The 20097-nt window shown below is 42.5% G+C and carries 19 protein-coding genes; 8 read left to right on the forward strand and 11 right to left on the reverse strand.

Annotated features, from left to right (window positions below; genetic code table 11):
• Positions 1-25: 25 nt before the first annotated feature.
• Positions 26-985, reverse strand: coding sequence for a YitT family protein (locus AC06MN_RS06520; RefSeq protein ID WP_475671545.1), 960 nt, complete (start codon positions 983-985; stop codon positions 26-28).
• A 144-nt stretch (positions 986-1129) separates the two neighbouring features.
• Between AC06MN_RS06520 and AC06MN_RS06525 the strand changes: the two genes are divergently transcribed.
• Both AC06MN_RS06525 and AC06MN_RS06530 read left to right on the forward strand, forming a co-directional pair.
• Entirely contained in the window at positions 1130-1675 is a 546-nt protein-coding gene (locus AC06MN_RS06525) for a 5'-methylthioadenosine/S-adenosylhomocysteine nucleosidase family protein (protein WP_475671546.1), read from the forward strand.
• A 305-nt stretch (positions 1676-1980) separates the two neighbouring features.
• Entirely contained in the window at positions 1981-3423 is a 1443-nt protein-coding gene (locus AC06MN_RS06530; protein WP_475671547.1) for an ATP-binding protein, read from the forward strand.
• A 46-nt stretch (positions 3424-3469) separates the two neighbouring features.
• Here AC06MN_RS06530 and AC06MN_RS06535 read toward each other — a convergent pair whose 3' ends face one another.
• Positions 3470-4858, reverse strand: a complete 1389-nt coding sequence (locus AC06MN_RS06535; protein WP_475671548.1) for a T9SS type A sorting domain-containing protein — start codon at positions 4856-4858, stop codon at positions 3470-3472.
• Positions 4859-4897: 39 nt separating this feature from the next.
• On the reverse strand, positions 4898-6406 hold the full coding sequence (locus AC06MN_RS06540) for a hypothetical protein (protein WP_475671549.1): 1509 nt from the start codon (positions 6404-6406) through the stop codon (positions 4898-4900).
• Between the two features lie 242 nt (positions 6407-6648).
• On the opposite strand from AC06MN_RS06540, the gene AC06MN_RS06545 reads away from it, so the two are divergent.
• From AC06MN_RS06545 to AC06MN_RS06570, 6 genes are all read left to right on the forward strand, one after another.
• Positions 6649-8472, forward strand: a complete 1824-nt coding sequence (locus AC06MN_RS06545; RefSeq protein WP_475671550.1) for a YgiQ family radical SAM protein — start codon at positions 6649-6651, stop codon at positions 8470-8472.
• 50 nt (positions 8473-8522) lie between these two features.
• Positions 8523-8780: a DUF4160 domain-containing protein gene (locus tag AC06MN_RS06550; RefSeq protein ID WP_475671551.1), complete on the forward strand. Its 258-nt coding sequence runs from the start codon at positions 8523-8525 to the stop codon at positions 8778-8780.
• A 5-nt stretch (positions 8781-8785) separates the two neighbouring features.
• Entirely contained in the window at positions 8786-9061 is a 276-nt protein-coding gene (locus AC06MN_RS06555) for a DUF2442 domain-containing protein (protein WP_475671552.1), read from the forward strand.
• A gap of 19 nt (positions 9062-9080) precedes the next feature.
• Entirely contained in the window at positions 9081-9785 is a 705-nt protein-coding gene (locus AC06MN_RS06560) for an isochorismatase family protein (RefSeq protein WP_475671553.1), read from the forward strand.
• A 160-nt stretch (positions 9786-9945) separates the two neighbouring features.
• Positions 9946-10965 carry a PTS sugar transporter subunit IIC gene (locus AC06MN_RS06565; protein ID WP_475671554.1) on the forward strand — a complete coding sequence of 340 codons (1020 nt, stop codon included), beginning with the start codon at positions 9946-9948 and terminating at the stop codon, positions 10963-10965.
• Positions 10966-11045: 80 nt separating this feature from the next.
• Positions 11046-11468 carry a regulatory protein RecX gene (locus tag AC06MN_RS06570; RefSeq protein ID WP_475671555.1) on the forward strand — a complete coding sequence of 141 codons (423 nt, stop codon included), beginning with the start codon at positions 11046-11048 and terminating at the stop codon, positions 11466-11468.
• A gap of 162 nt (positions 11469-11630) precedes the next feature.
• Here AC06MN_RS06570 and AC06MN_RS06575 read toward each other — a convergent pair whose 3' ends face one another.
• The 8 genes from AC06MN_RS06575 to AC06MN_RS06610 all read right to left on the reverse strand — a co-directional run bounded on the left by AC06MN_RS06575 (position 11631) and on the right by AC06MN_RS06610 (position 19968).
• Positions 11631-11825 carry a type II toxin-antitoxin system HicA family toxin gene (locus tag AC06MN_RS06575; protein WP_475671556.1) on the reverse strand — a complete coding sequence of 65 codons (195 nt, stop codon included), beginning with the start codon at positions 11823-11825 and terminating at the stop codon, positions 11631-11633.
• Complete coding sequence (locus AC06MN_RS06580; protein WP_475671557.1) at positions 11822-12043, reverse strand: type II toxin-antitoxin system HicB family antitoxin; 222 nt, start codon at positions 12041-12043, stop codon at positions 11822-11824. Before AC06MN_RS06580 ends, AC06MN_RS06575 begins: the two co-directional genes overlap by 4 nt.
• Before the next feature lie 479 nt (positions 12044-12522).
• Entirely contained in the window at positions 12523-13572 is a 1050-nt protein-coding gene (locus AC06MN_RS06585) for a DUF1848 domain-containing protein (RefSeq protein WP_475671558.1), read from the reverse strand.
• A 60-nt stretch (positions 13573-13632) separates the two neighbouring features.
• The gene (locus AC06MN_RS06590; RefSeq protein WP_475671559.1) at positions 13633-15675 is read right to left on the reverse strand and encodes a hypothetical protein; all 2043 of its coding nucleotides are present in this window, start codon (positions 15673-15675) and stop codon (positions 13633-13635) included.
• Positions 15676-15683: 8 nt separating this feature from the next.
• Complete coding sequence (locus AC06MN_RS06595; RefSeq protein ID WP_475671560.1) at positions 15684-16835, reverse strand: AAA family ATPase; 1152 nt, start codon at positions 16833-16835, stop codon at positions 15684-15686.
• A 4-nt stretch (positions 16836-16839) separates the two neighbouring features.
• Positions 16840-17646, reverse strand: a complete 807-nt coding sequence (locus tag AC06MN_RS06600; protein ID WP_475671561.1) for a class I SAM-dependent methyltransferase — start codon at positions 17644-17646, stop codon at positions 16840-16842.
• 146 nt (positions 17647-17792) lie between these two features.
• Entirely contained in the window at positions 17793-18032 is a 240-nt protein-coding gene (locus AC06MN_RS06605) for an XRE family transcriptional regulator (RefSeq protein ID WP_475671562.1), read from the reverse strand.
• Between the two features lie 826 nt (positions 18033-18858).
• Complete coding sequence (locus AC06MN_RS06610) at positions 18859-19968, reverse strand: IS4 family transposase (RefSeq protein WP_475671563.1); 1110 nt, start codon at positions 19966-19968, stop codon at positions 18859-18861.
• Between the last annotated feature and the right edge of the window lie 129 nt (positions 19969-20097).

Here is a 20097-nt window from a genome sequence, read left to right on the forward strand (position 1 = left end):
TTTCAACTTTACTAACCTGAGACACTTATCGTGACTCGGCATGTTTCTTCGATTTCTTCCTGTCTTTTGCCCAAAGGCCGTAAACTTCGCTCACATTGCCTGCCGTGGTGAAAGCGTTGATTTCGTTCTTGTTAAGGAATTCCATCAGCGATGAGAACTCGTCTTTGGTCAAAAGGGCTTCCAATTCGATGGATTTTTCGTTGGTGTAACCGCCAATCACTTCGTAAAGCGTGCAGCCGCGTTTCAGGTCATCGATGATGTAACGACGGACACGGTCGTAGTCTTTCGTAACGACACAGACACGCTTACGGTTGTTGAGGCTTGCCGTGAAATAGTCGACCACAAGGCCGTTAATCCAGGTACCAATCAAACCGATGACGACCATACGGAAAGGATTGATGGCGAAAGCCGAAAGGCAGATGATGGCACCGGCAATGCTCACCGATTTACCAATATCGAAGTGCAAGTATTTGTTCACGATTTTTGCCAAAATATCGAGGCCGCCTGTTGAAGCATTGATAGAGAACATGATGGCTTGAGCCGCACTCAACATCAACACGAAGCAGCAAAGGTCGAACCAAGGGTCACCCATGACTGACTGTGCGCCGGTGACAGGATTATCGGTGGCAAAAGTCTGCCAAGGCAAAACGGCATTCCAAAAATCGGTCAAAGGACCGAGAATCATGGCCGAATAAACCGTCTTGGCACCAAACTCCTTATCGATAAGGAAATAAGCCAAAACGAGCAGAATGGCATTGATGACCATGATGACGACAGAGAGGCTAAGATGAATGCCCATGTTCTCAAAAATGCCACACAACACAATGGAGAAACCCGAAATGGTTCCCACAATCAGTTTACTCGGGACAAGGAAATAATAGACGGCTGCTGCGGTCAAAAGCATGCCCAAGGTCATGATAATGAGTTCGACCCAGAACTTTTTGGTGCCCAATGTTTGGGCAACCGTACTGAAAAACTTATTCATATCTAACTAATTACTAAATATTTAATTAAAAAAATACAAGCTCAAAAAGCGGCTGCAAAGAAACGGAATATTTTCCAATTTCCGTCCTTTGTTGCAAAATAAAATGTACTTTTGTGCTTTAATTAAATCTAATCCAAACAATCTATGAAAATCATAGCCATTTGCGCCATTGAGCAGGAAGCCGTGAAATTTGAGCTTCCAAATGCCGAAATCCATTTCATTCAGGGCGGTGTGGGCAAAACCCTTTCCGCATTTCATCTCACCAAAGCCATTTGCGAAATCAAGCCTGACATGGTCATCAATTTCGGAACGGCTGGAACCGTAAGACACAATGTCGACGACATTATCGTCTGCAACCGTTTTGTTGACAGGGATTTACGGAAAGTCAGCATTGACTGCATTGAAAGCGAATATCAATTCGAACCTATTAAAGGTCTGCCGTTTTTGGAGAAAGTCAAGGAATACGGAACCTGCAACACGGGCGACAGTTTCGTCACCGAATTGGCCGATTTGGAAGGCGATGTAGTCGATATGGAAGCCTTCGCCGAAGCCACGGTTTGCCACGAAATGAACATTCCTTTCGTCTCCGTGAAATGCGTCACCGACGTCATTGGACAAAACTCCGTGAAACACTGGGAGGACAAACTGGCTGATGCACGGGAAGTGCTGAAGGCGTTTTTCAGCCTATAACACGGATAATATTAAATCGAACACGGATTAAACGGATTGACACGGATTCGTTTTGCGGGCAAAACATTTTCCGTGTCCTAATTCTGTAGAGACGTAGCGCGCTACGTCTCTACTATTTTCAATGCCTAAGGGGGAACGGGCAGAAACGACATACCCAAATGAATTTTCCATATAGATAACCGCAAAACGAAAGTGGCTTGAAAAAATGTACACATTCGGCAAAAAGTCGTTTGAAAAAATGTAGAATTTATAAAAAAGTCATTTGAAAAAGTGTAATTTTGCAGCGTTAAAACTCTACAAACAAGATGCTTGCAAGAAAAATCGAAAATACATTGTTAAAATGGAAACAAGCACAAGGTCATAATCCATTGGTCATCATGGGCATACGCCAATGTGGGAAGACCTTTATCGCCATGGAATTTGCAAACAGCAACTACGAGCATGTCGTTTATATAAACTTCATCAAACAGCCGGAACGGATTATGGCTTTTAACGGCTCAAAGGACGTAGAAAACATTCTGCTCAATCTCTCTTCACAAATGTCCAATGCCAGATTCGTACCAAACAAGACCTGCATCATTCTCGATGAAATCCAAGATTGTCCCGATGCCCGCACTTCACTCAAGTTCTTTAAGGAAGATGGCCGTTTCGATGTGATTGCAACAGGCTCTCTTTTAGGCATTTCAGGTTACGGAGAAAAACAAAAGAAAGCAAAGAAGCAACAAGAGGACATCCTTTTAGGAAAAAATTCCGTTCCCGTCGGTTATGAAACCATTATCGAAATGTATCCTCTTGATTTCGAAGAGTTTTTGTGGGCAAACGGTATCAGCAGCGAAGTGATTGACGTCTTGAAAAGATGTTTCCAATCCGAAAACCCAGTGCCGGAAGGGATTCATGTTGCAATGAAAAATTTGCTTTACCGCTACATCGCCGTAGGAGGGCTTCCATCAGCAGTAAACAAATTGTTGGAAACCAACAACATGGGAGAAGTTGATAAAGTTCTCAAGTCAATCATCAGGGAATACAAAGACGACATGGTTAAATATGCTTCAGACGATGACAAGCCACGCATCAGGGAATGTTTCGAGTCGGTGCCACGGCAATTGTCAAAAGAAAACAAGAAATTTCAGTTTTCCAATGTCAAGCCTGGCGGAAGAAGTTCAATGTATCTCGGTTCATTGCAATGGCTTGAAGACGCAGGCATTGTGCAGCGATGCTACAACACTGAAATAACCGAATTGCCATTGGAAGGGAACGCTATCGATAATGTATTCAAGGTTTATGTCACCGACATCGGTATTTTAATTACAATGTTAGGAGCTTCTACCCGCGCAGACATTCTTCAAGGAAATCTTGGCGGATTTAAAGGAGCTATTTTCGAAAACCTAATGGCCGAAACGCTGCACAAAAAACAGCAAAACCTTTATTATTACCATAAGGATTCGGGCCTTGAACTCGACTTTTTGATTCGCTATGGCAATCAATGCGTTCCTGTGGAAGTCAAAGCCAATTCAACACAAGCCAAAAGTCTGTCAACCGTCATGAAACATCCCGAAAAATACCACATCAGCCAAGCCTTTAAGTTCGGCAACTATAACATTGGCCGGGAAAATGGAGTTTTGACTCTGCCAACATACATGCAATTTCTATTAAACCTTGAACCCAAGGAAATGCAATTGGAACCCTTCAATGCTAACGCCATCAATCAACTTGCAGCAGCATTCCTTCATTCTCAGGAAAACGACTGACATTTAGAATTCTGTAGAGACGTAGCGTGCTACGTCTCTACTATTTTCAATGCCTGACGACAAATTGGCAGATGCGATAAGCTTTTTGTGCATCGGTGACGCGAAGCAGATAAAGCCCATCGGTCAAAGTGCTGACATCCAATGTTGCCGTTCCGTCGCAGCCATGCAAATTGCGTTGCATGACTCTCACGCCCAACACATTGAATATTTCAACTTCTTCGAAGTGTCCGCCTTCGATGCACAAAGTGCCTTGCGTAGGATTTGGATAAACTACGAAACCGTTTTCCGACACTTCGTCAACTGCCATATCAAGTCCCATGAGGATTGGGAAACCGCTGTTATGGTTTTCTTCATCCATATTCCATACATCGGTATTATCGTTGAGCGTGGCCACAAAATCAGGTGTCCGCATGGCATCTTCAGCCATTGCAACACCTAATCCATTTGCCCCGCAAGTATTCAGATAATAGCAATTACTTACAGAATCCATTCCGGCTCCTTGTCCGACAACACCGCCCGTAAAGCCATCCAGCCCATCAATGTCGCCAACATTGTAGCAATTGTGGAGATTAATGCCATCCGAAGTACTGTACCCTAGGCCCAAAATGCCGCCACAACCTTTTGCTTCAACTTTTCCTTCCGCCAACGCAGTAACAGAACCGGTGTTGTAGCAGTTTTCAATGTTTCTTATGCCCATGATGCTGCCAACGATGCCTCCTGCAATGGCTCCTTTCGAAATCACATCACCTGTATTATAAGATTGCTCAATTCTGCTATTGGATCCTGCAATACCGCCTGCGGAATATTCCGCCGTTACTTTTCCTTTGTTGTTGCAGCGTTTCACACTGCCTCCTTGACCGACAATGCCTCCGGCCATTCCTGTTCCGTATATTTCAGCATAATTAGTGCAATCAGAGATCAAGGCCCGCGAATAACTAGACACTAAGCCGACAATGCCGCCCGTATCCTCTCCTTTAATATAACCACTGACAATACGGATATTTTTCAATACGATAGTGTCAGACACTTTGCCAAACAGTCCAGCATAACTCTTGCAATCCACATAAATATTGGAAATGGCATAATCACCGCCATCGAAATTGCCCGAAAAATAACTATAAGCAACATGTTTATCTTCCCTTTCGCAACCATCTTCATAATAATAGAATGAACCAATAGGATCCCAACGCAGGTCTTCACTGCCATTGAGGTCAATATCTGTGGTAAGTTTAAAATACAAATCTTTCGTACTGAAGCCTTTGTTGACCACATACGAAAGCATGGCCAGCTGATCGGCACTTTCAATAAGATAAGGACTTTCTTCGGTTCCTTCGCCGCGCGTCCACATTTCGCGGCCGCCATGCCAGACACTCGTCTGCGCCACGGCAAGATTGCCTGCAAAAAGCAAGGCTATAATGAAATATATCTTTTTCATAGTTGTAATTCTTTGAATTTGAAACAATAAACTTTCATATTACTTTTTCAGGCCATTGAAGAAAAACTCCCTGACATGGTCGATGAATTCGCCTCGGCGTTCCATAGCCGACTGGCTTTCGTTTTTCCACACTGTGGTAAGTGCAAAATCGATTTCCTGCATTTCCTGATAACCTAAATTGAAAGGTCCCATTGAGCCAACGCCACGACGGTCATATGGATCTTTATCGCAATATTCTTCAGTCCAATATTTTCCTTCAGTATTGAAACCATCTTGAGGGGCAATACCGTCCGTGCCTAAATTGACCGGATCCGAATCGCCCGGATACATGAAATGACATGCTGGGCCGGAATAATCGCACCCATACCCTACAGTTGAACCATCACCGCCCCTCATGCGCATCATGTTATAATAATCATTGACATATTTGGGAAAATGCTCATTATATTGTGCTTGATAGCAGAAATTGCACAGCCCCAGACGTTCGTCATCGGCAATGCCATTGCCGAAATTGATACCATTATAGGCGAACTTGTCGTTAGGAAACTCCTCGTTGAAAAGATGTTCGCCAACGCCATCGAAAGCAGGATTATCGCGGCCATCGGCTTCCACGCGCGGACCTGCCAACACCGTTACAACCTGCACGGGAGGATTACTACCGTATGCAAAAGGCTGGCCTTCACCATCCGTAGGAGTAGCGTTATAGCCATAGAACGAACCGCGTTGCACATCGCAACCTATAAAGTCGTCATAACCATCACCAATATCAAAATCGGCAAACAAACCAGCATAGCACAATGAATATTCAGATGCGCGCCTGTTGAAACACTTGTAGTTGAAGAAGATGGTGTTATTGATGGCTTCATCTTCGGGAGCATCGAAGGCATACACCATGGCATGAACTTCAAGGCCAATACTCTGACCGAAGGTTTCCGTATGCTCACACGCATCGTTGAAAATGAAAAACAGGCACTGGTCGCCCTTGATGTCGGGATAGTCGCCATCGGCAGGCACATAACGCCCGTCGCCGTTGACATCGACAAAAGGCGCCAGATTCGGGGCAAAGCCTTCATCACCATGAGCCGGCCATTCGAGAATGTCCTTGGGAATCTCGTAACCACTATCGCCATGATGAGCGATGAACTGTTCGATTTCGGTTCGCGTAAGATTCCAAATGCGCATGTATTTCATTTGGGTCATAAGGTCGTTTGTGCCATAATCCTGTCTCAAAGGCCCCATCACAAAATCCCTACCCATATTATTGTAATACGTTCCCGAAAGATGAAGTTGATTGGCAATATCCACTGCGCCAAACCAAAACGAAAACTGAAAAAATGTCTGGCAGCCGCTGCCTTGCGGCACTTCATACCACGGACAAGGGTTGGGTTGGCCCGATTGGTAAGACCATTCCGAAGGCGGCATAATGGAGCCATTGCCCAAGATGGTAGCCCGAATGTTGTTAATGTCGAGATGCGAGATAGGCGGAGTCTGGGCCTGAAGCACTCCGCACAGGCCAAAGGCCAAAAGAAAAGCTAATGTCTTTTTCATAATGCAAAGTATTTAGTGAGTAATTAATTTCGCAACAAAGATAGAGAAAAAAACATACGAAAGGCAAAAAATGTCAAAAAAGTCCAAAAGGCAAACAATAAAGCCGCCACCTCGACAAGCTCAGTGAGCTAAGTATCTCGCAATTTTATTGTCTGCAAGTCCAAATATCTAAATGTCCAAATGTCCAAAAGTCAAATTGTCCATTCACAATTTATTACTACCTTTGCATAAAATATCAAACGATGAACTTATTAGACTGGCTCCCGATAACGAAAAAAGAGACCGACCTGCGCGGCTGGGACGAGGTGGATGTGGTTTTCATCACGGGCGATGCCTACGTTGACCATCCGGCCTTTGGCGCTGCCGTCATCGGGCGCGTCTTGGAACACGCCGGCTATCGTGTCGCCTTGATTCCGCAGCCCAACTGGCGCGATGACCTCCGCGACTTCAGAAAATTCGGCAAGCCGCGCCTGTTTTTCGGCGTTTCCGCCGGTTGCATGGATTCGATGGTGAACCACTACACCGCCAACAAGCGCCTCCGCTCAAACGATGCCTACACGCCAGGCGGCGAAGCCGGTTTCCGCCCCGATTACGCAACCGTCACCTACTGCAACATCCTGAAAAAACTCTATCCCGATGTGCCCATCGTCATCGGCGGCATCGAAGCCTCGCTGCGCCGCGTGACGCATTACGATTATTGGTCGGATACCTTGAAGCCCAGCATTTTAGTCGATTCGAAAGCCGACTTGGGCGTTTACGGCATGGGCGAAATCACCATTATTGAAATTGCCAAGGCCTTGGAGCAAGGCAGGAAAATCAACGAACTGACCGACATCAAGCAGACGTTTTTCCTGCAAGACAAGAGCACTCCCCTACCCGATTTTAATGGTCAGACCATCGAATTGGTCTCGCACGAAACCTGTCTGAAAGACAAACGACAATACGCTTCCAATTTCAAGCACATTGAAGAGGAATCGAACAAGAAAATTGCTGCACGGCTAATACAGGAAGTTGGCAGTCAAAGGCTTATCATCAATCCACCATTGCCGACTTTCACTGAAGCACAAATTGATGCTTCGTTTGATTTGCCTTACACAAGACTGCCGCACCCGAAATATGCCAAACGCGGCACAATTCCGGCCTACGAAATGATTCGCCATTCCATCAACCTGCATCGCGGCTGTTTTGGCGGCTGTGCCTTCTGCACCATCTCTGCGCACCAAGGCAAATTCGTCGCTTCACGCAGCAAGGAATCCATCATGAAAGAAGTGGAAAAAGTCGTTGAAATGGAAGACTTTAAAGGCTACATCAGCGACTTGGGCGGACCTTCGGCCAACATGTACCGCATGAAAGGCAAAGATGAAAGCCTTTGTGCCAAATGCGCACGGCCAACTTGCTTGCAGCCAACGGTTTGCAAGAACCTCAACACCGACCATCATCCGCTTTTGGAAATCTACAAAGAGGTTGACCAGCATCCAAAAGTCAAGAAAGCTACCATCGGTTCGGGCATCCGCTACGACCTTTTCCTGCACGAAAGCAGTGCCGAGGAAAACCGAGCCATGGGCTACGATGAATATTTCCGCCAGCTGGTGACGCGCCATGTCAGCGGACGCCTGAAAGTGGCCCCCGAACACACCTCCGATGCCGTGCTGAAACTAATGCGCAAGCCATCATTCGACATGTTCGTGAAACTGAAAAGGAAATTCGACCTCATCAATGAAAAGGAAAACCTAAAACAGCAACTTATACCCTATTTCATTTCCTCCCATCCCGACTGTTATCTGGAAGACATGGCCGATTTGGCCGTGAAGACCAAGGAACTCGGCTACCATTTGGAACAAGTGCAAGACTTCACGCCAACACCTATGACTTTGGCCACCGAGATTTACTACTCAGGCTACAATCCCTACACTTTGGAACCTGTTTTCGTGCCCAAGACCAAAGACGAAAAGCTGGCCCAGCAACGCTTCTTTTTCTGGTACAAGCCCGAAAACCGCGAATGGGTGAAAAACAGTCTGCGCCGCATGGGTCATACCGATTTGATAAAAAGGCTGTTTGGAAAGTAACTTGTTCATCTTTAAACAAAAAATAATATTTTTGCCGAAAAATAATCATCATGCCAGAAATAAGTAGATTTTTAGGAATTATCATAACAATGAATTTCAGCGAACATAACCCACCACATTTTCATGTCCGCTACAATGAATATGAAGCTGCCATCAGAATTGACAATCTTGGCATACTTATTGGAGACTTGCCGCCAAAAATATTCGGTTTAGTCGCAGAATGGGCAAAGATGCATCAAACGGAGTTGAAAGAATGTTGGGATAAATCCCATAATGGAGAAATTATCAAAATCAAACCTTTAGACTGATTATCATGAACTACGATTTGGAAAAAATTGAATATCAACACGATTTCATTCTGAAAGTCACATTCAAAGATGGGACTTCAGGATTCGTCGATTTTGCAAAAGAAATCAATTCCATCAAGCCATATAACGCACTGAATGACATCAATTTATTTAAAAGCGCATACATTCATCCGGAGTTGCACACTCTGACTTGGTCTGACGATTTGGACTATGATCCAATCCTTCTTTATTACAAAGCAAACAACATTCCTTTCCCTGAATCTTGGGAAATAACAGCGTAAATTCTAACAACAACATAAAATGAATAAAAAACACATTTTCGGAGCAGCAATGCTCATCGTGGCCATGGTTTTCGCTGGCTGCGGCAACAAAAATCAGAAAAATGAAGAAGCGAAACCTGAAGAGGAAACTACAACTGAAGTGAAGCAAGCCAAGCGTTTGCTCCTCATCGTCGATCCGCAAATCGATTTCACCACGGGCAGCTTAGCCGTCAATGGCGGATGCGAAGCCATGGATAATCTCATCGAGGCTTTCCAAAGCGGTCTGGCAAGAAACTACGACAGGATTTTCGTGTCCCAAGATTATCATCCTGCCAACCACTGCTCTTTCGTTGAGCAAGGCGGTGTATTCCCACCTCACTGCGTACGAGACACCAAAGGATCGAAAGTTTATCCTGACCTTCAAGATGAACTTGAACATGTAAATGGTATCGAAGTCGAATATCTTACCAAAGGCGACAAGGCCGATGTGGAAGAATTCTCCATCCTGAAAAACCAAAAGTCGTGCGAACACATCAAGGAAATGATTAAGGCCGAAGAATATGCCGGCATCGACATTTGCGGCATCGCTTCCGACTATTGCGTCTATGAAACCTTGAAAGACCTTCTTGAGTTTTATCCAGCCGAAAAAATCCGCGTCGCCACCAACTGTGTTGCAGCTGTTGCCGACAACGAAATTCTTCCAAATTTCATGGCCGAAAAAGGCATTGAAGCCATCGAATTTTAATTGATAACGAGTAATTGCGGGATTATGGCTGACAATAACCGTAGTCCCGCATTTAATAATTAGATTTCCGCCTGCGCGGAAATGACGGTCTCAAAAAAGGCCGTCAAAAAGTCCAATCGTCTAATTGTCAAAAAGTCCAATTGTCCCAAAATCCCTAATCATGTCCAAATTCAAAGATTTCTGCTCGCGCAAAGGCGTCGATATGACCTGGAAAGCCTATTTCGTCGATGCCTTGGGCGCAATGGCTTTAGGCTTGTTCGCCTCTCTGCTCATCGGAACGATTTTCCAGACCATTGGCGACAAGACCAACATTGAGGCTTTCGCCACCATTGCCAAATATGCCAAGCAAGCCACAGGTGCCGCCATTGCCGTCGCCATAGCTTACACCTTGGGCTGCAAAGGCTTGGTGCTTTTCAGTGCCATTGCCGTTGGCATTGCAGGAAACGAATTGGGCGGCCCGATGGGTGCTTACATTGCCGTCATCGTGGCCATCGAATTGGGCAAAATGGTCTATAAGGAGACGCAAGTCGATATTTTGGTGACGCCAGCAACGGTCATCATTAGCGGTGTGCTGATTGCCTTTGCCATCGGTCCAACTATCAATGCCGTAATGACTGCCTTGGGCGCTTTCATCGAAAAAGCCACCGTGATGCAGCCTTTCCTGATGGGCATCATCGTTTCGGTGGTCATCGGCATGGTGCTCACCTTGCCCATCAGTTCGGCCGCCATTTGCCTTGCCATTGGCTTGGGCGGACTGGCTGGCGGTGCGGCCACGGCAGGTTGCTGCGCACAAATGATTGGCTTTGCCGTGATTAGCTTCCGTGAAAACCGTTGGGGCGGACTCGTTGCACAAGGCTTAGGCACTTCCATGCTGCAAATGGGCAACATAGTCAAAAACCCGCGCATCTGGATTCCGCCTACTTTGGCAGCCGCCATCACGGGACCGATTTCAACCTGTGTCTTTCATTTGCAGAACATTCCTATCGGTGCCGGCATGGGCACCTGCGGCTTGGTCGGCCCTATCGGCATTTATACCGCCATGCCCGAAGGAGGCCTGAATATGTGGTTAGGCATGTTGCTCGTGTGCTTTGTATTACCAGCCGTCTTATCCTTGATTTTCAGCGAAATATTACGCAAAATCGGGTGGATTAAATTGGGCGACATGAAGATTGACTGCTGAGTTGTTGAATTGTTTTTTGTTGAATTGTTGAATCGTTGATGCCCACAAAACCGCTTACACCCGATCAAGTCCTCGACAAAATGGCGAAATACTGCGCCTATCAGGAACGTTGCACCAAAGATGTGACGGACAAACTGAAGACCTTCGACATTTCCGAAACTGACAAAAAGGAAATCCTTGATTACCTCATCGACAATCGTTTCGTTGACGATGAACGTTTTGCACGCAGTTTCGTAAGAGGGAAAATCAACCAAAGCGGCTGGGGCGTGAACAAAATCCGATACAACCTAAAACGAAAAGGCATTGCCGACGAACTCATCAGCAATGCCTTATCGGAATATGACGGCGACCTTTACCGCCAGAAGTTAGAGCAAATCCTCAAAACCAAGAAAGTCAAGGCCGCAACGCCTTTCGAGGCCAAACAAAAACTGGCTGCCTACGCCATTCAGAAAGGCTTTGAGCCAAGTCTGGTTTGGGAAGTGCTGAAAGAATCATTTCAATGATTTCGTTTTTTTGTTGTAAAGTTATCATTGTTGTCCAGCAAACGGACAGCAGTTATAACTGGCAAGAAGTTCCACCAAAATCAGTAAAAAACCCGCTATAACCAGCAATATATCCGATTTTCCCCGAACTATGGCTGGATTATACGGTTTCGCCAAAAGCATTTAAATTTCTATTCCAGCTTGCTTCACAATAGACATAAATGTCCCTTTTTTCAAATCCTTACCATTATGAAAAGGGACGACAATTGTCTTGTTTGAAATCGAATTATAATAGACCTGATGAGAGCCTTTCGACCTTTTAAACACGAAACCGTTTTCTTCAAGAAGCTTTATCAGATAATCAGGGCTTAGATTCATATAGCAAAATTCAAGGAATACTCCAACATATTACTATCATCAGGCACCATTTCGCCATGATCCTGCAATTCCTCAACATACAATTCAATAGCTTCCTTTGCCATTTCTATGGCTTCATCAACAGTCTCGCCGTATGTTATGCAACCTGGTAACGCAGGAACCAGAACCGTATAGCCGCCTTCCTCTTCTTTTCGCAAATTTATCCTGTAAGTACGCATCTGAAACTAATTTTGTGCAAAACTACACATTTTTCCGAAAAACGGAAACTCCTATTGCCACATTTCTTTCGCGATTTTATCCATCGAGTTTTCTTAAAACGATAAAAAAACACCATAACCAGCCATAAGTCCGATTTTTAAGAGTTATGGCTGACTATAGCACATTTTAGGCAATTAGACACTTTCACAGTCTCTCCGCACTTCGAGAACCTGCTGTAACGGGCAAAAATGATCTCCGACTAAGGTTATTTATACCAGGGTCTGCTTCCAATGACTTGAGCAAGTCATTGCATTAACTTGGGCAAGTTATTCCTATGATTTGGGCAAGTCATTTAAGCGAGTTATGGGTGTTATTTCCTTATGACCCTGGTTGGAATTCTAAATGATGGTAATGGTGGTTTTTCTGCAATAAGGACTGGGTAAATCAAATTGCAGCAAAAATCAGATTGTCTGTTTGGGCAAAAACTACCAAACGGCAATCACTCAATAATACTTTCACTTACATCATTATGTTTTGCCTCGTTCTTTAAAACCGATTCTTTTGAAGTATTCGCATAACAATAGACGCAAAGATGACGGCAAGTATTATACATTCCAATGTCTTTACTTACCATACAGCCACACACTTTACGTTGTCCTTTATCCTTTAACTTTTCCGGGGACAAAGGCGGCTGATTGAAATCCAGTCCAAACATCGCATCGGGCAAATCACCATAATACAAATAATAAAGCAATTCCTTATCCTGATGCCATAACCTTTTCATCAACTCCCCATCAATACAACGATTGTGCTCAATTTGATATTTCTGCAAATCTATCATTTCTCCACAAGTAGCCAACGAAACATTCCATCCCTCTTGTTCCCATCGTTCTCTACACTTAACCAAACCATCGGCAATTACATTCATTTGACTTTCGGACAATTCGTTTTGGCCAACAGTTTCCTTTTCAAAAAACGGAGTTTCCTTTACGAGATTGCTTTGCACCTTCCGATAACCATTGATGTCAATAAAACTAAAAACGAGTTTATCAGTAAAGCCCTTTATCTGATTCCCGATATGCCATATACGGACGAGCAAATCACGAGGCGAAAGCAGAGGAGTGACAATCAAAGGGTCGAAACGCCAAATCACTCTTTCTTTTCCTATCTTATTTGATAATTCCTTAAAAGTCTCGACACGCTCACAGAGTGGTGGCACATTAGGTTCAAAACGCTCCGGTTCATAATCGTTCAGCGTATACTGAAAATAATAATGTATGCCACGCTCATCTAATTCATGCAAATAGGGTATAATTGGCTTGGGATTCTTTGTCCAGAAGACCACCACCCTACAATTTTTAAACGAAACGTATGTTTTCTGCCTATTGAAAGGGTTGTACCAGACCACATATCCAACCTTTAGCCTATTGATGAACCACTGCGCATAAAAAGCGGGGATATCAGTACTACGCGAAGCCGAAATGATAACGGGAGCTTGAGCTTCGACACTTTCGCCAGAAGGAAGTTGTATTAGGGTTTTATTTAGCATAAACAATTCGTTTTTCGAATAAAAACGCTTTTCTCGACAAAGATATTAGTTTTTCAAATTCTAATCTCGTTCTTTTAGTTCTTTCCTAAATTGTTCCGCAATTTCAGAAGTAAAAAAACCAAACAACGCCTGATAAGATGATCTGCTTCGACCATCGCCTTCTTTTCTACAAAGATTGATAAAATAGCTTATTCTCTCATCTTTTTTTTCCGGGTATTTACTTGAAGCAATATCCCACCAATATTCCAACTGGGATAATCTATCCTCACTCAAATCTTTACAACAAGGCAATCTGCGAATCATACTGTCTTGATTGAACAAATCATTTTGTTTTTGTCTCGTTTCTTTTTTTGGTTCCAAAAATTTGACACAGTCTTTCCACTTGCCCTTCGTACCTTTTACCATAGGGTCAGATGATAATTTTTTCAATTCATTGACAAATCCCTTTGTAATTTTAATTTGTCCAAAGTTCTGCCACAATTCCAACGTCTTTTCTTTATACCAGTTTCGCGCTTCCGGCTTCATTTTATTGAAATCATCTAAATCAAAAAGGGATTGAAGACATTCTGGAATTATTACGGCCACTTCTTCAATTTTAGTCTCATTCATTTTACTCGAAATCGCAGAAGCGGCATTCAATTTATCCAAACTGCCTTGCAAATCATAGCCGTGCAACTGATAATATATGTGCTTGTAAACATTTTCTATTCGATCAATATCATCTGATTCAAACAAAGATTTAGTAATGCTTCTCGACATATCCACATATCCACAAGCCGCACCCCAAAAACCTAAAACATACCGATAATCTTCCATCGCATTATATTGCAAATACGACATCATATCACCATAATCATTACCCTTAAGCAAAAAGGCTGCTACTGACTTAAGCACAATATTCTTTGTTGCAGAAAAATCAAAAGGAAGGGCTTCATTAATGTTCATCACAAGAGACTTCAAATAACTGCATTCCTCGCTATCACCCCATTGGCGATTATTCTCCTCAACAAAGAATTTTATTTGTTTGACAAAATCCATAGTCACACCTATTCTATCCAATCTTACTGTTTCTAGAGAAATTTTACCGTTGATAATATGAGCAACGAGTTTCTTGAACAAAGTGTCAGACACGCCACCTTCATCATATAACTCGTAAGAACTGGTTTGTTTTGAACACAGAAATTCTGTATAACGGATCAATTCAGATTCATATTCGTCATAAGAATCTACAGGTATAGATTTACGCACACTAATATTATTGAATTTCAAAAAGTTGTTTTTCAATAATTTTTCACCACCAACTTGTTCAACGAATTTGTCAAATTCAGCTCTATTTGAACAAAACGAAAAAACCTTTTCTTCCCATAAAGAATTTGCCAAACTAATATTTGGATCATATTTTTTATATTCTGCATCAAGCGCTTCAAGTTTAGTACGATATTGTTCACTATTATTATTCTTCATAGCCGAGATGTAATCGCACATTTCCAATTCGACAGCTCTCATTTTAGCAAATTCAGGTTTGACACTTTTTCCACTGCCCAAATACCAAGCATACAGAAAACCTTTCCTCTTATTAATACGGTCTGCCTCAATTGCTAAATCATCGTTTCTGTTTTGACAAACGTCTTGCAGAAGCGACAAATCAGTCTTTGAAATATCAAAAGCAGATTTCTTATCTATCAATGATTTATGATAAAATTTATATAACTTATTGGTTTTACTATCAGAACATTTCAAATCTAATTCTCTTATAGCACTGGAAGAGAAAAACAATATCCTACAATTGAAGGGGTTAACATATATTGTTTTTCCCGTTACAAAAATGCGATCACTGACATCCCTTAAAGATGAATCGTTTAACTGGCAATCATCCTCTATCTCCAAAACAATAGGATAGTTGCTCCTTTCAGAATCCACTATCTCAAAATAAGGGATAAAACCAAACAAAACAATTTGGTCATCAGGAAAATCCAATCCTTTTATCTTTTCAAAACACTTGTATCCAAATGTACTACTTTGATACAAAGAAACAGGTGAAATGCTTTCTGAAGACAAAACATTATCAATGTTAAGACTTGATGTTATGATGTATGCTTTCATATTGCTCACTATTGAAAAACAGAATAATCCACATTATTACTTTTATAAAGATTTGAGCCCTTTTGTGGAAATCGAGCACTAAGATTTCCACTATAGAGCAAATGAAGATTTTCACTCACACGAGTAATTGCGACATATAAAGCACTTCGTTTATCATCACCATAATTAATTTGGCAATTAGGAATAAACACGTCCTTGAATTGCAAACCTTTTGCACACCACCACGTCATCACCTTGGCGTTTGAAGAATGGAAGTTCAAATCCATTTCCGTATCCATATCGGCACTATATTTATACTCTATTGGTTCCCCCTTTGAAACAAAATAATCCTTCACATACTCAACGGATAATTTTTCTGGCTCAGCAGCAGAAATATAACCATTCTTCTTTGCTGAAAGAGCCCTTTCTTTTGTATTAAACGGCATCAAAATTCCAACACTATTTAAAGTTTTGTTCTTCTTTATCCTTATTATTTCATCTAACTGAGCATCTATAGATGATGTCTCTATCAGTTCGGGTTTTTCTCCATGACGTACACATTTTTCCACAACGTCCTCAACCTTTCCGATTTTTTCCGCCAAAGAAGCGTTTTCTATTGTTAATCTGTAATTTTTATACAATTCTGTTGGTCTACGAAACCCCAATACATGAGCTGTAGCGTCAACATCTTGTGTTTGTTTCTTGAAACCCATTATAGACTGATCGGTATCTCCAAAGAAGAAACAAATATCGGCATATGAAATCAGTTCATCTATTTCTTCTTTCGAAAAATCCTGACATTCATCAACTATCAAATATTTGACCTTGGACTTGTTTTCAAGCTTTTTCCAATCAGCATAATGAAACACTTTCTCTGGATTAACTTTTCCATACTTTTTTCCGTTATTATTTACCGTTTCATCATCTTTAGCAAACCCATCTTTAAAATATTTTTTCAAGGTTTTGGTATAAACGATTACTAAGTATGAGTCCGTCAAAGCAGCTACTTGTTTTGCTTTATGTATTGCAATTAACGATTTCCCACTACCTGCGGTTCCCGTCACTACCATAGATAGATTTTTTTTATCAATAAACACTCTATCTGGATCAATTTCCTTATCAACCAAAGTCTTTTGACCAGCATCTAATTTAGCATAATCAATATAAAATTCATCTTCCATATTTTTATCGTTTTATCATCCTCCAAGCCACTTTGCTTTTATCATTTGACTTGTGAGAATGGGTTATTGTATATGTTTGATTATATCCTTCATTTTGCATAACAATCTTACAATTAGCTACTTTCAGTCCTTTGTCCATCATCTTCGGCAGCCACTCTTGAGAAGTATGACTATATGTGGTTACATCTTCTAAAAGCAGAATGCCATCTTCGCCTAGTTTGGGGAGAAGAAACTTTGCAATATGCTCGTATGGGTTTTTCTGTTCAAATTGCTGTTCGGTGACAAATTCACAAATAGCTTTGAATGACATAATAATGTCAAATTGCTCATTCATCACTTCGTTAAGAATGTTCAAATCATAGAAATCATCAATGTATATTGCCGCGGGGTGATTTTCTATCTGGCATTGAAATTGAATGTTTTCTTGCATTATGCCCATTATCTGCTCATATTTCAATAGCGCATTCTGATTGCCATCCAAAGCAACAATTCTGACTTTCTTCAACTTTGTGAATTTTTCACTTAACACTGTCAGCAAACCAATAATCTCCCCTCCTGTTCCGCAGCCAAAATCAAAGATTGATATTTCTTCACGATTCTGCCATTCGGGGAAATAATTGCCGAAATAATCAGAAAAAATCGAATACGCCTCTGCGTAACTTCTCGGAAAATAAGTACCAAGATAATTAAGAGTTTCCTCACGACTATCATAAATATTTGTCATATCCGAAAACGAAGGCTTATATTTCGCTCCCAAAGTGTCAAATATCAAGTCATCTATCCATTTTGGCAATGTCATCGTATCAAGCATATCGCTAATTTTTCTCGCAAAATAACATTGCAAAATTACTATCCGAAGTCCGAAACAAGGGTTCCAAATCATTGCGTTCTTCACAACAAACCATTGCATTTTTTACAATGACAAAAATTCCAAAAGTGACTGATTACTCCTATTTTTCAAGCATTCTTTTGCAAAAGCTGGTCGGCAACCACAACCGAGTACTCGTAACAGAAATTGAAATTCAAGGAGAGGGAAATGCGGCGCAAAAGGTCCATGTCCATAGAGGGCTTTTTCAGGATGCGATTGAAGTTGCCTGGGTCGCAATGCACCTTGCGGGCCAGCCATGCCTCGCTGCGTTCCTGCTCTTTCAGCTTTGCCTTTATCGCATTGCCTATGTGGTATTCTTCTGATTCCATCCTTTTATCCTCATTTCGTTATCATTGCAAAAATACAATTAGCCGACTGTTTTCCAGCAATCTATCATTGCATTGTTTACAATGTTTCATTGCGTTATTTACAATGTTTTCTGCCTACAATGAAAAAGCGCAGGTTTCCATTGTATAGTTTCCGAGGGCTACCACACCCCTGCCCCAATACAATTTCTGCCTGCGCAAAACGCAAGCATCAACTTGTATTCTGTGAGGCAATTGAAAGTGGTAGTTTCGGAAACTCACGAATAAAAGCTAACGCTTATTCAGTATGTCAAAATGATTGTCTTTCTGTCTCTTCCTTTTATACCTTAATTAATATATGGTTTGTGTTTATTTGGCAAAAGTAAGGTTTTATTGGTTTTGGAAACAAAAAAAATGTCACTTTTCACATTCCACGAAACAAAAACTTTGGCAACAACATACAATTAAACACAATTTTTAACTTATTGATTTAGGAGTAATACACTTCTCGACCTAGCATATACCGAAAGGCCAAAGGCTTCATTGAAGTCAGCGATCCATCCATTTAACGTTTTAACATTTAACATTTCGGGACGTTCCCAGAGCCCAAAATGATTTCCCTAGTTAGAGAAAAAAATTTCCCTAGTTAGAAAAATGAAAAAAGACATTTTCCCCTTATGGTCGGCAAGATGTTAAAACGTTAAAATGTTAAATGCGCACATTTATCGTTTCCAAACTTCGCTTATCGAAATTCAACTTAATGAATTCCAACATCTTGCATATCTCTTCTTTCTTTTAATCTTAATTACACTTTATGCATCACATGCACACGAAAATCATTGTCATTTTACTAAGTACATGACAAAATTTGAAAGATGTCGAATTTAGGTATATGATTAGGGTTCATTATGCACTCGGCGATGTAGTCCAGGCCGTACTTGAAGAATGACACGGCCTTTCTCCCGTTCTTGAGTATTCTGATTTTCTTGACCAGTCTGTCTCTGGAGATTCCGACCAGGTATGCCCAGAGGAAGGCGATGGTGACGATGGCGAAGAGCCTTTCAATCCGTTCGATGTCAGCCAGGTGGGTGTCCTCAATGTTGAACCCGCTGGATTTCATGGACTTGAAGCAGGTCTCGATCTGCCAGCGCATCCTGTAGGTCTCGGCAGCTTCGTCGGGGCGGTTGTAGGACACCAGTATCTGGAGTTTGGGGACACCGTCTTCGTCCTTCATCCTTGCCGCCGAAAGATAGCACATCTGTCCGTTGACGACGTATATGCCGTCGAGGCTCTTCGACTGCCCGGCCCTCAGGCCCAGGAAAGCCCACGATGCCTTGAACCTGCTTCCCGTGCCCGGCTTTGTGACCCAGAAGTTCTCCCTGATGCGGATGTGGTAGCGGATGCGCCTGACGTTGAGGTAGGCCAGCCAGTCGGCCCCGACGAACTCCCGGTCGGCCACGAGGCAGTCTATGGAGTCCCTGCCGAAGAGCGCGATGTAGCGTTCGATGATGGCTATCCGTTCCTCCGTGTTGGAGTTCCCTTTCTTTTGCAACAGCCTGAACAGCAGCGGGAAAGCCACGCCTTCGTAAGTGACGCCGAGCACCAGCGCATTGATCTTGAAACTGCCGAACTGCCAGTTCGTCCTGTCCATCGAGAGCGTGTAGGGACCGTCGTGCGGAAGCAGACGGAAGATGAACCGGGCGATGAGCGAGAGGTCGAGGGCGTAGCCCGACATGAACCTCTGTATGCGTCGCATGTTGGACGAAGCTTCCGCCGCACCGCCGAAAGCCAGCGCCAGCCTGCCGAAGCTGACGGTCTGCATCTTGCACAGAGCCGAAATCAGCAGCGCCATGAAGCGTATCCGTGCCAAGTTGATTGTTTTGCCGAAATGACTGCACAGTATGTCGAATAAATCGCTATCTTTGCGCCGTATCTTGGAATCAGTAGCTATGGAAAACATAGGAAATTTTCTTCAAAGTTACTGATTTCCAAGATATTATGCAAGTGCTTTAACTAAAAAAAACACCGGATTTTTCCGTTTTTTTGCTCTTCTTGAAATTTTTGTCATGTACTAAGGAGTAAATTACTA

Source organism: Candidatus Limimorpha sp. (assembly GCF_056203535.1).

Coding starts and splice junctions, on each gene's coding strand:
- AC06MN_RS06520 (WP_475671545.1), bottom strand. CDS start 985: ATGAATAAGTTTTTCAGTACGGTTGCCCAAACATTGGGCACCAAAAAG.
- AC06MN_RS06525 (WP_475671546.1), top strand. CDS start 1,130: ATGAAAATCATAGCCATTTGCGCCATTGAGCAGGAAGCCGTGAAATTT.
- AC06MN_RS06530 (WP_475671547.1), top strand. CDS start 1,981: ATGCTTGCAAGAAAAATCGAAAATACATTGTTAAAATGGAAACAAGCA.
- AC06MN_RS06535 (WP_475671548.1), bottom strand. CDS start 4,858: ATGAAAAAGATATATTTCATTATAGCCTTGCTTTTTGCAGGCAATCTT.
- AC06MN_RS06540 (WP_475671549.1), bottom strand. CDS start 6,406: ATGAAAAAGACATTAGCTTTTCTTTTGGCCTTTGGCCTGTGCGGAGTG.
- AC06MN_RS06545 (WP_475671550.1), top strand. CDS start 6,649: ATGAACTTATTAGACTGGCTCCCGATAACGAAAAAAGAGACCGACCTG.
- AC06MN_RS06550 (WP_475671551.1), top strand. CDS start 8,523: ATGCCAGAAATAAGTAGATTTTTAGGAATTATCATAACAATGAATTTC.
- AC06MN_RS06555 (WP_475671552.1), top strand. CDS start 8,786: ATGAACTACGATTTGGAAAAAATTGAATATCAACACGATTTCATTCTG.
- AC06MN_RS06560 (WP_475671553.1), top strand. CDS start 9,081: ATGAATAAAAAACACATTTTCGGAGCAGCAATGCTCATCGTGGCCATG.
- AC06MN_RS06565 (WP_475671554.1), top strand. CDS start 9,946: ATGTCCAAATTCAAAGATTTCTGCTCGCGCAAAGGCGTCGATATGACC.
- AC06MN_RS06570 (WP_475671555.1), top strand. CDS start 11,046: ATGGCGAAATACTGCGCCTATCAGGAACGTTGCACCAAAGATGTGACG.
- AC06MN_RS06575 (WP_475671556.1), bottom strand. CDS start 11,825: ATGAATCTAAGCCCTGATTATCTGATAAAGCTTCTTGAAGAAAACGGT.
- AC06MN_RS06580 (WP_475671557.1), bottom strand. CDS start 12,043: ATGCGTACTTACAGGATAAATTTGCGAAAAGAAGAGGAAGGCGGCTAT.
- AC06MN_RS06585 (WP_475671558.1), bottom strand. CDS start 13,572: ATGCTAAATAAAACCCTAATACAACTTCCTTCTGGCGAAAGTGTCGAA.
- AC06MN_RS06590 (WP_475671559.1), bottom strand. CDS start 15,675: ATGAAAGCATACATCATAACATCAAGTCTTAACATTGATAATGTTTTG.
- AC06MN_RS06595 (WP_475671560.1), bottom strand. CDS start 16,835: ATGGAAGATGAATTTTATATTGATTATGCTAAATTAGATGCTGGTCAA.
- AC06MN_RS06600 (WP_475671561.1), bottom strand. CDS start 17,646: ATGCTTGATACGATGACATTGCCAAAATGGATAGATGACTTGATATTT.
- AC06MN_RS06605 (WP_475671562.1), bottom strand. CDS start 18,032: ATGGAATCAGAAGAATACCACATAGGCAATGCGATAAAGGCAAAGCTG.
- AC06MN_RS06610 (WP_475671563.1), bottom strand. CDS start 19,968: ATGTTTTCCATAGCTACTGATTCCAAGATACGGCGCAAAGATAGCGAT.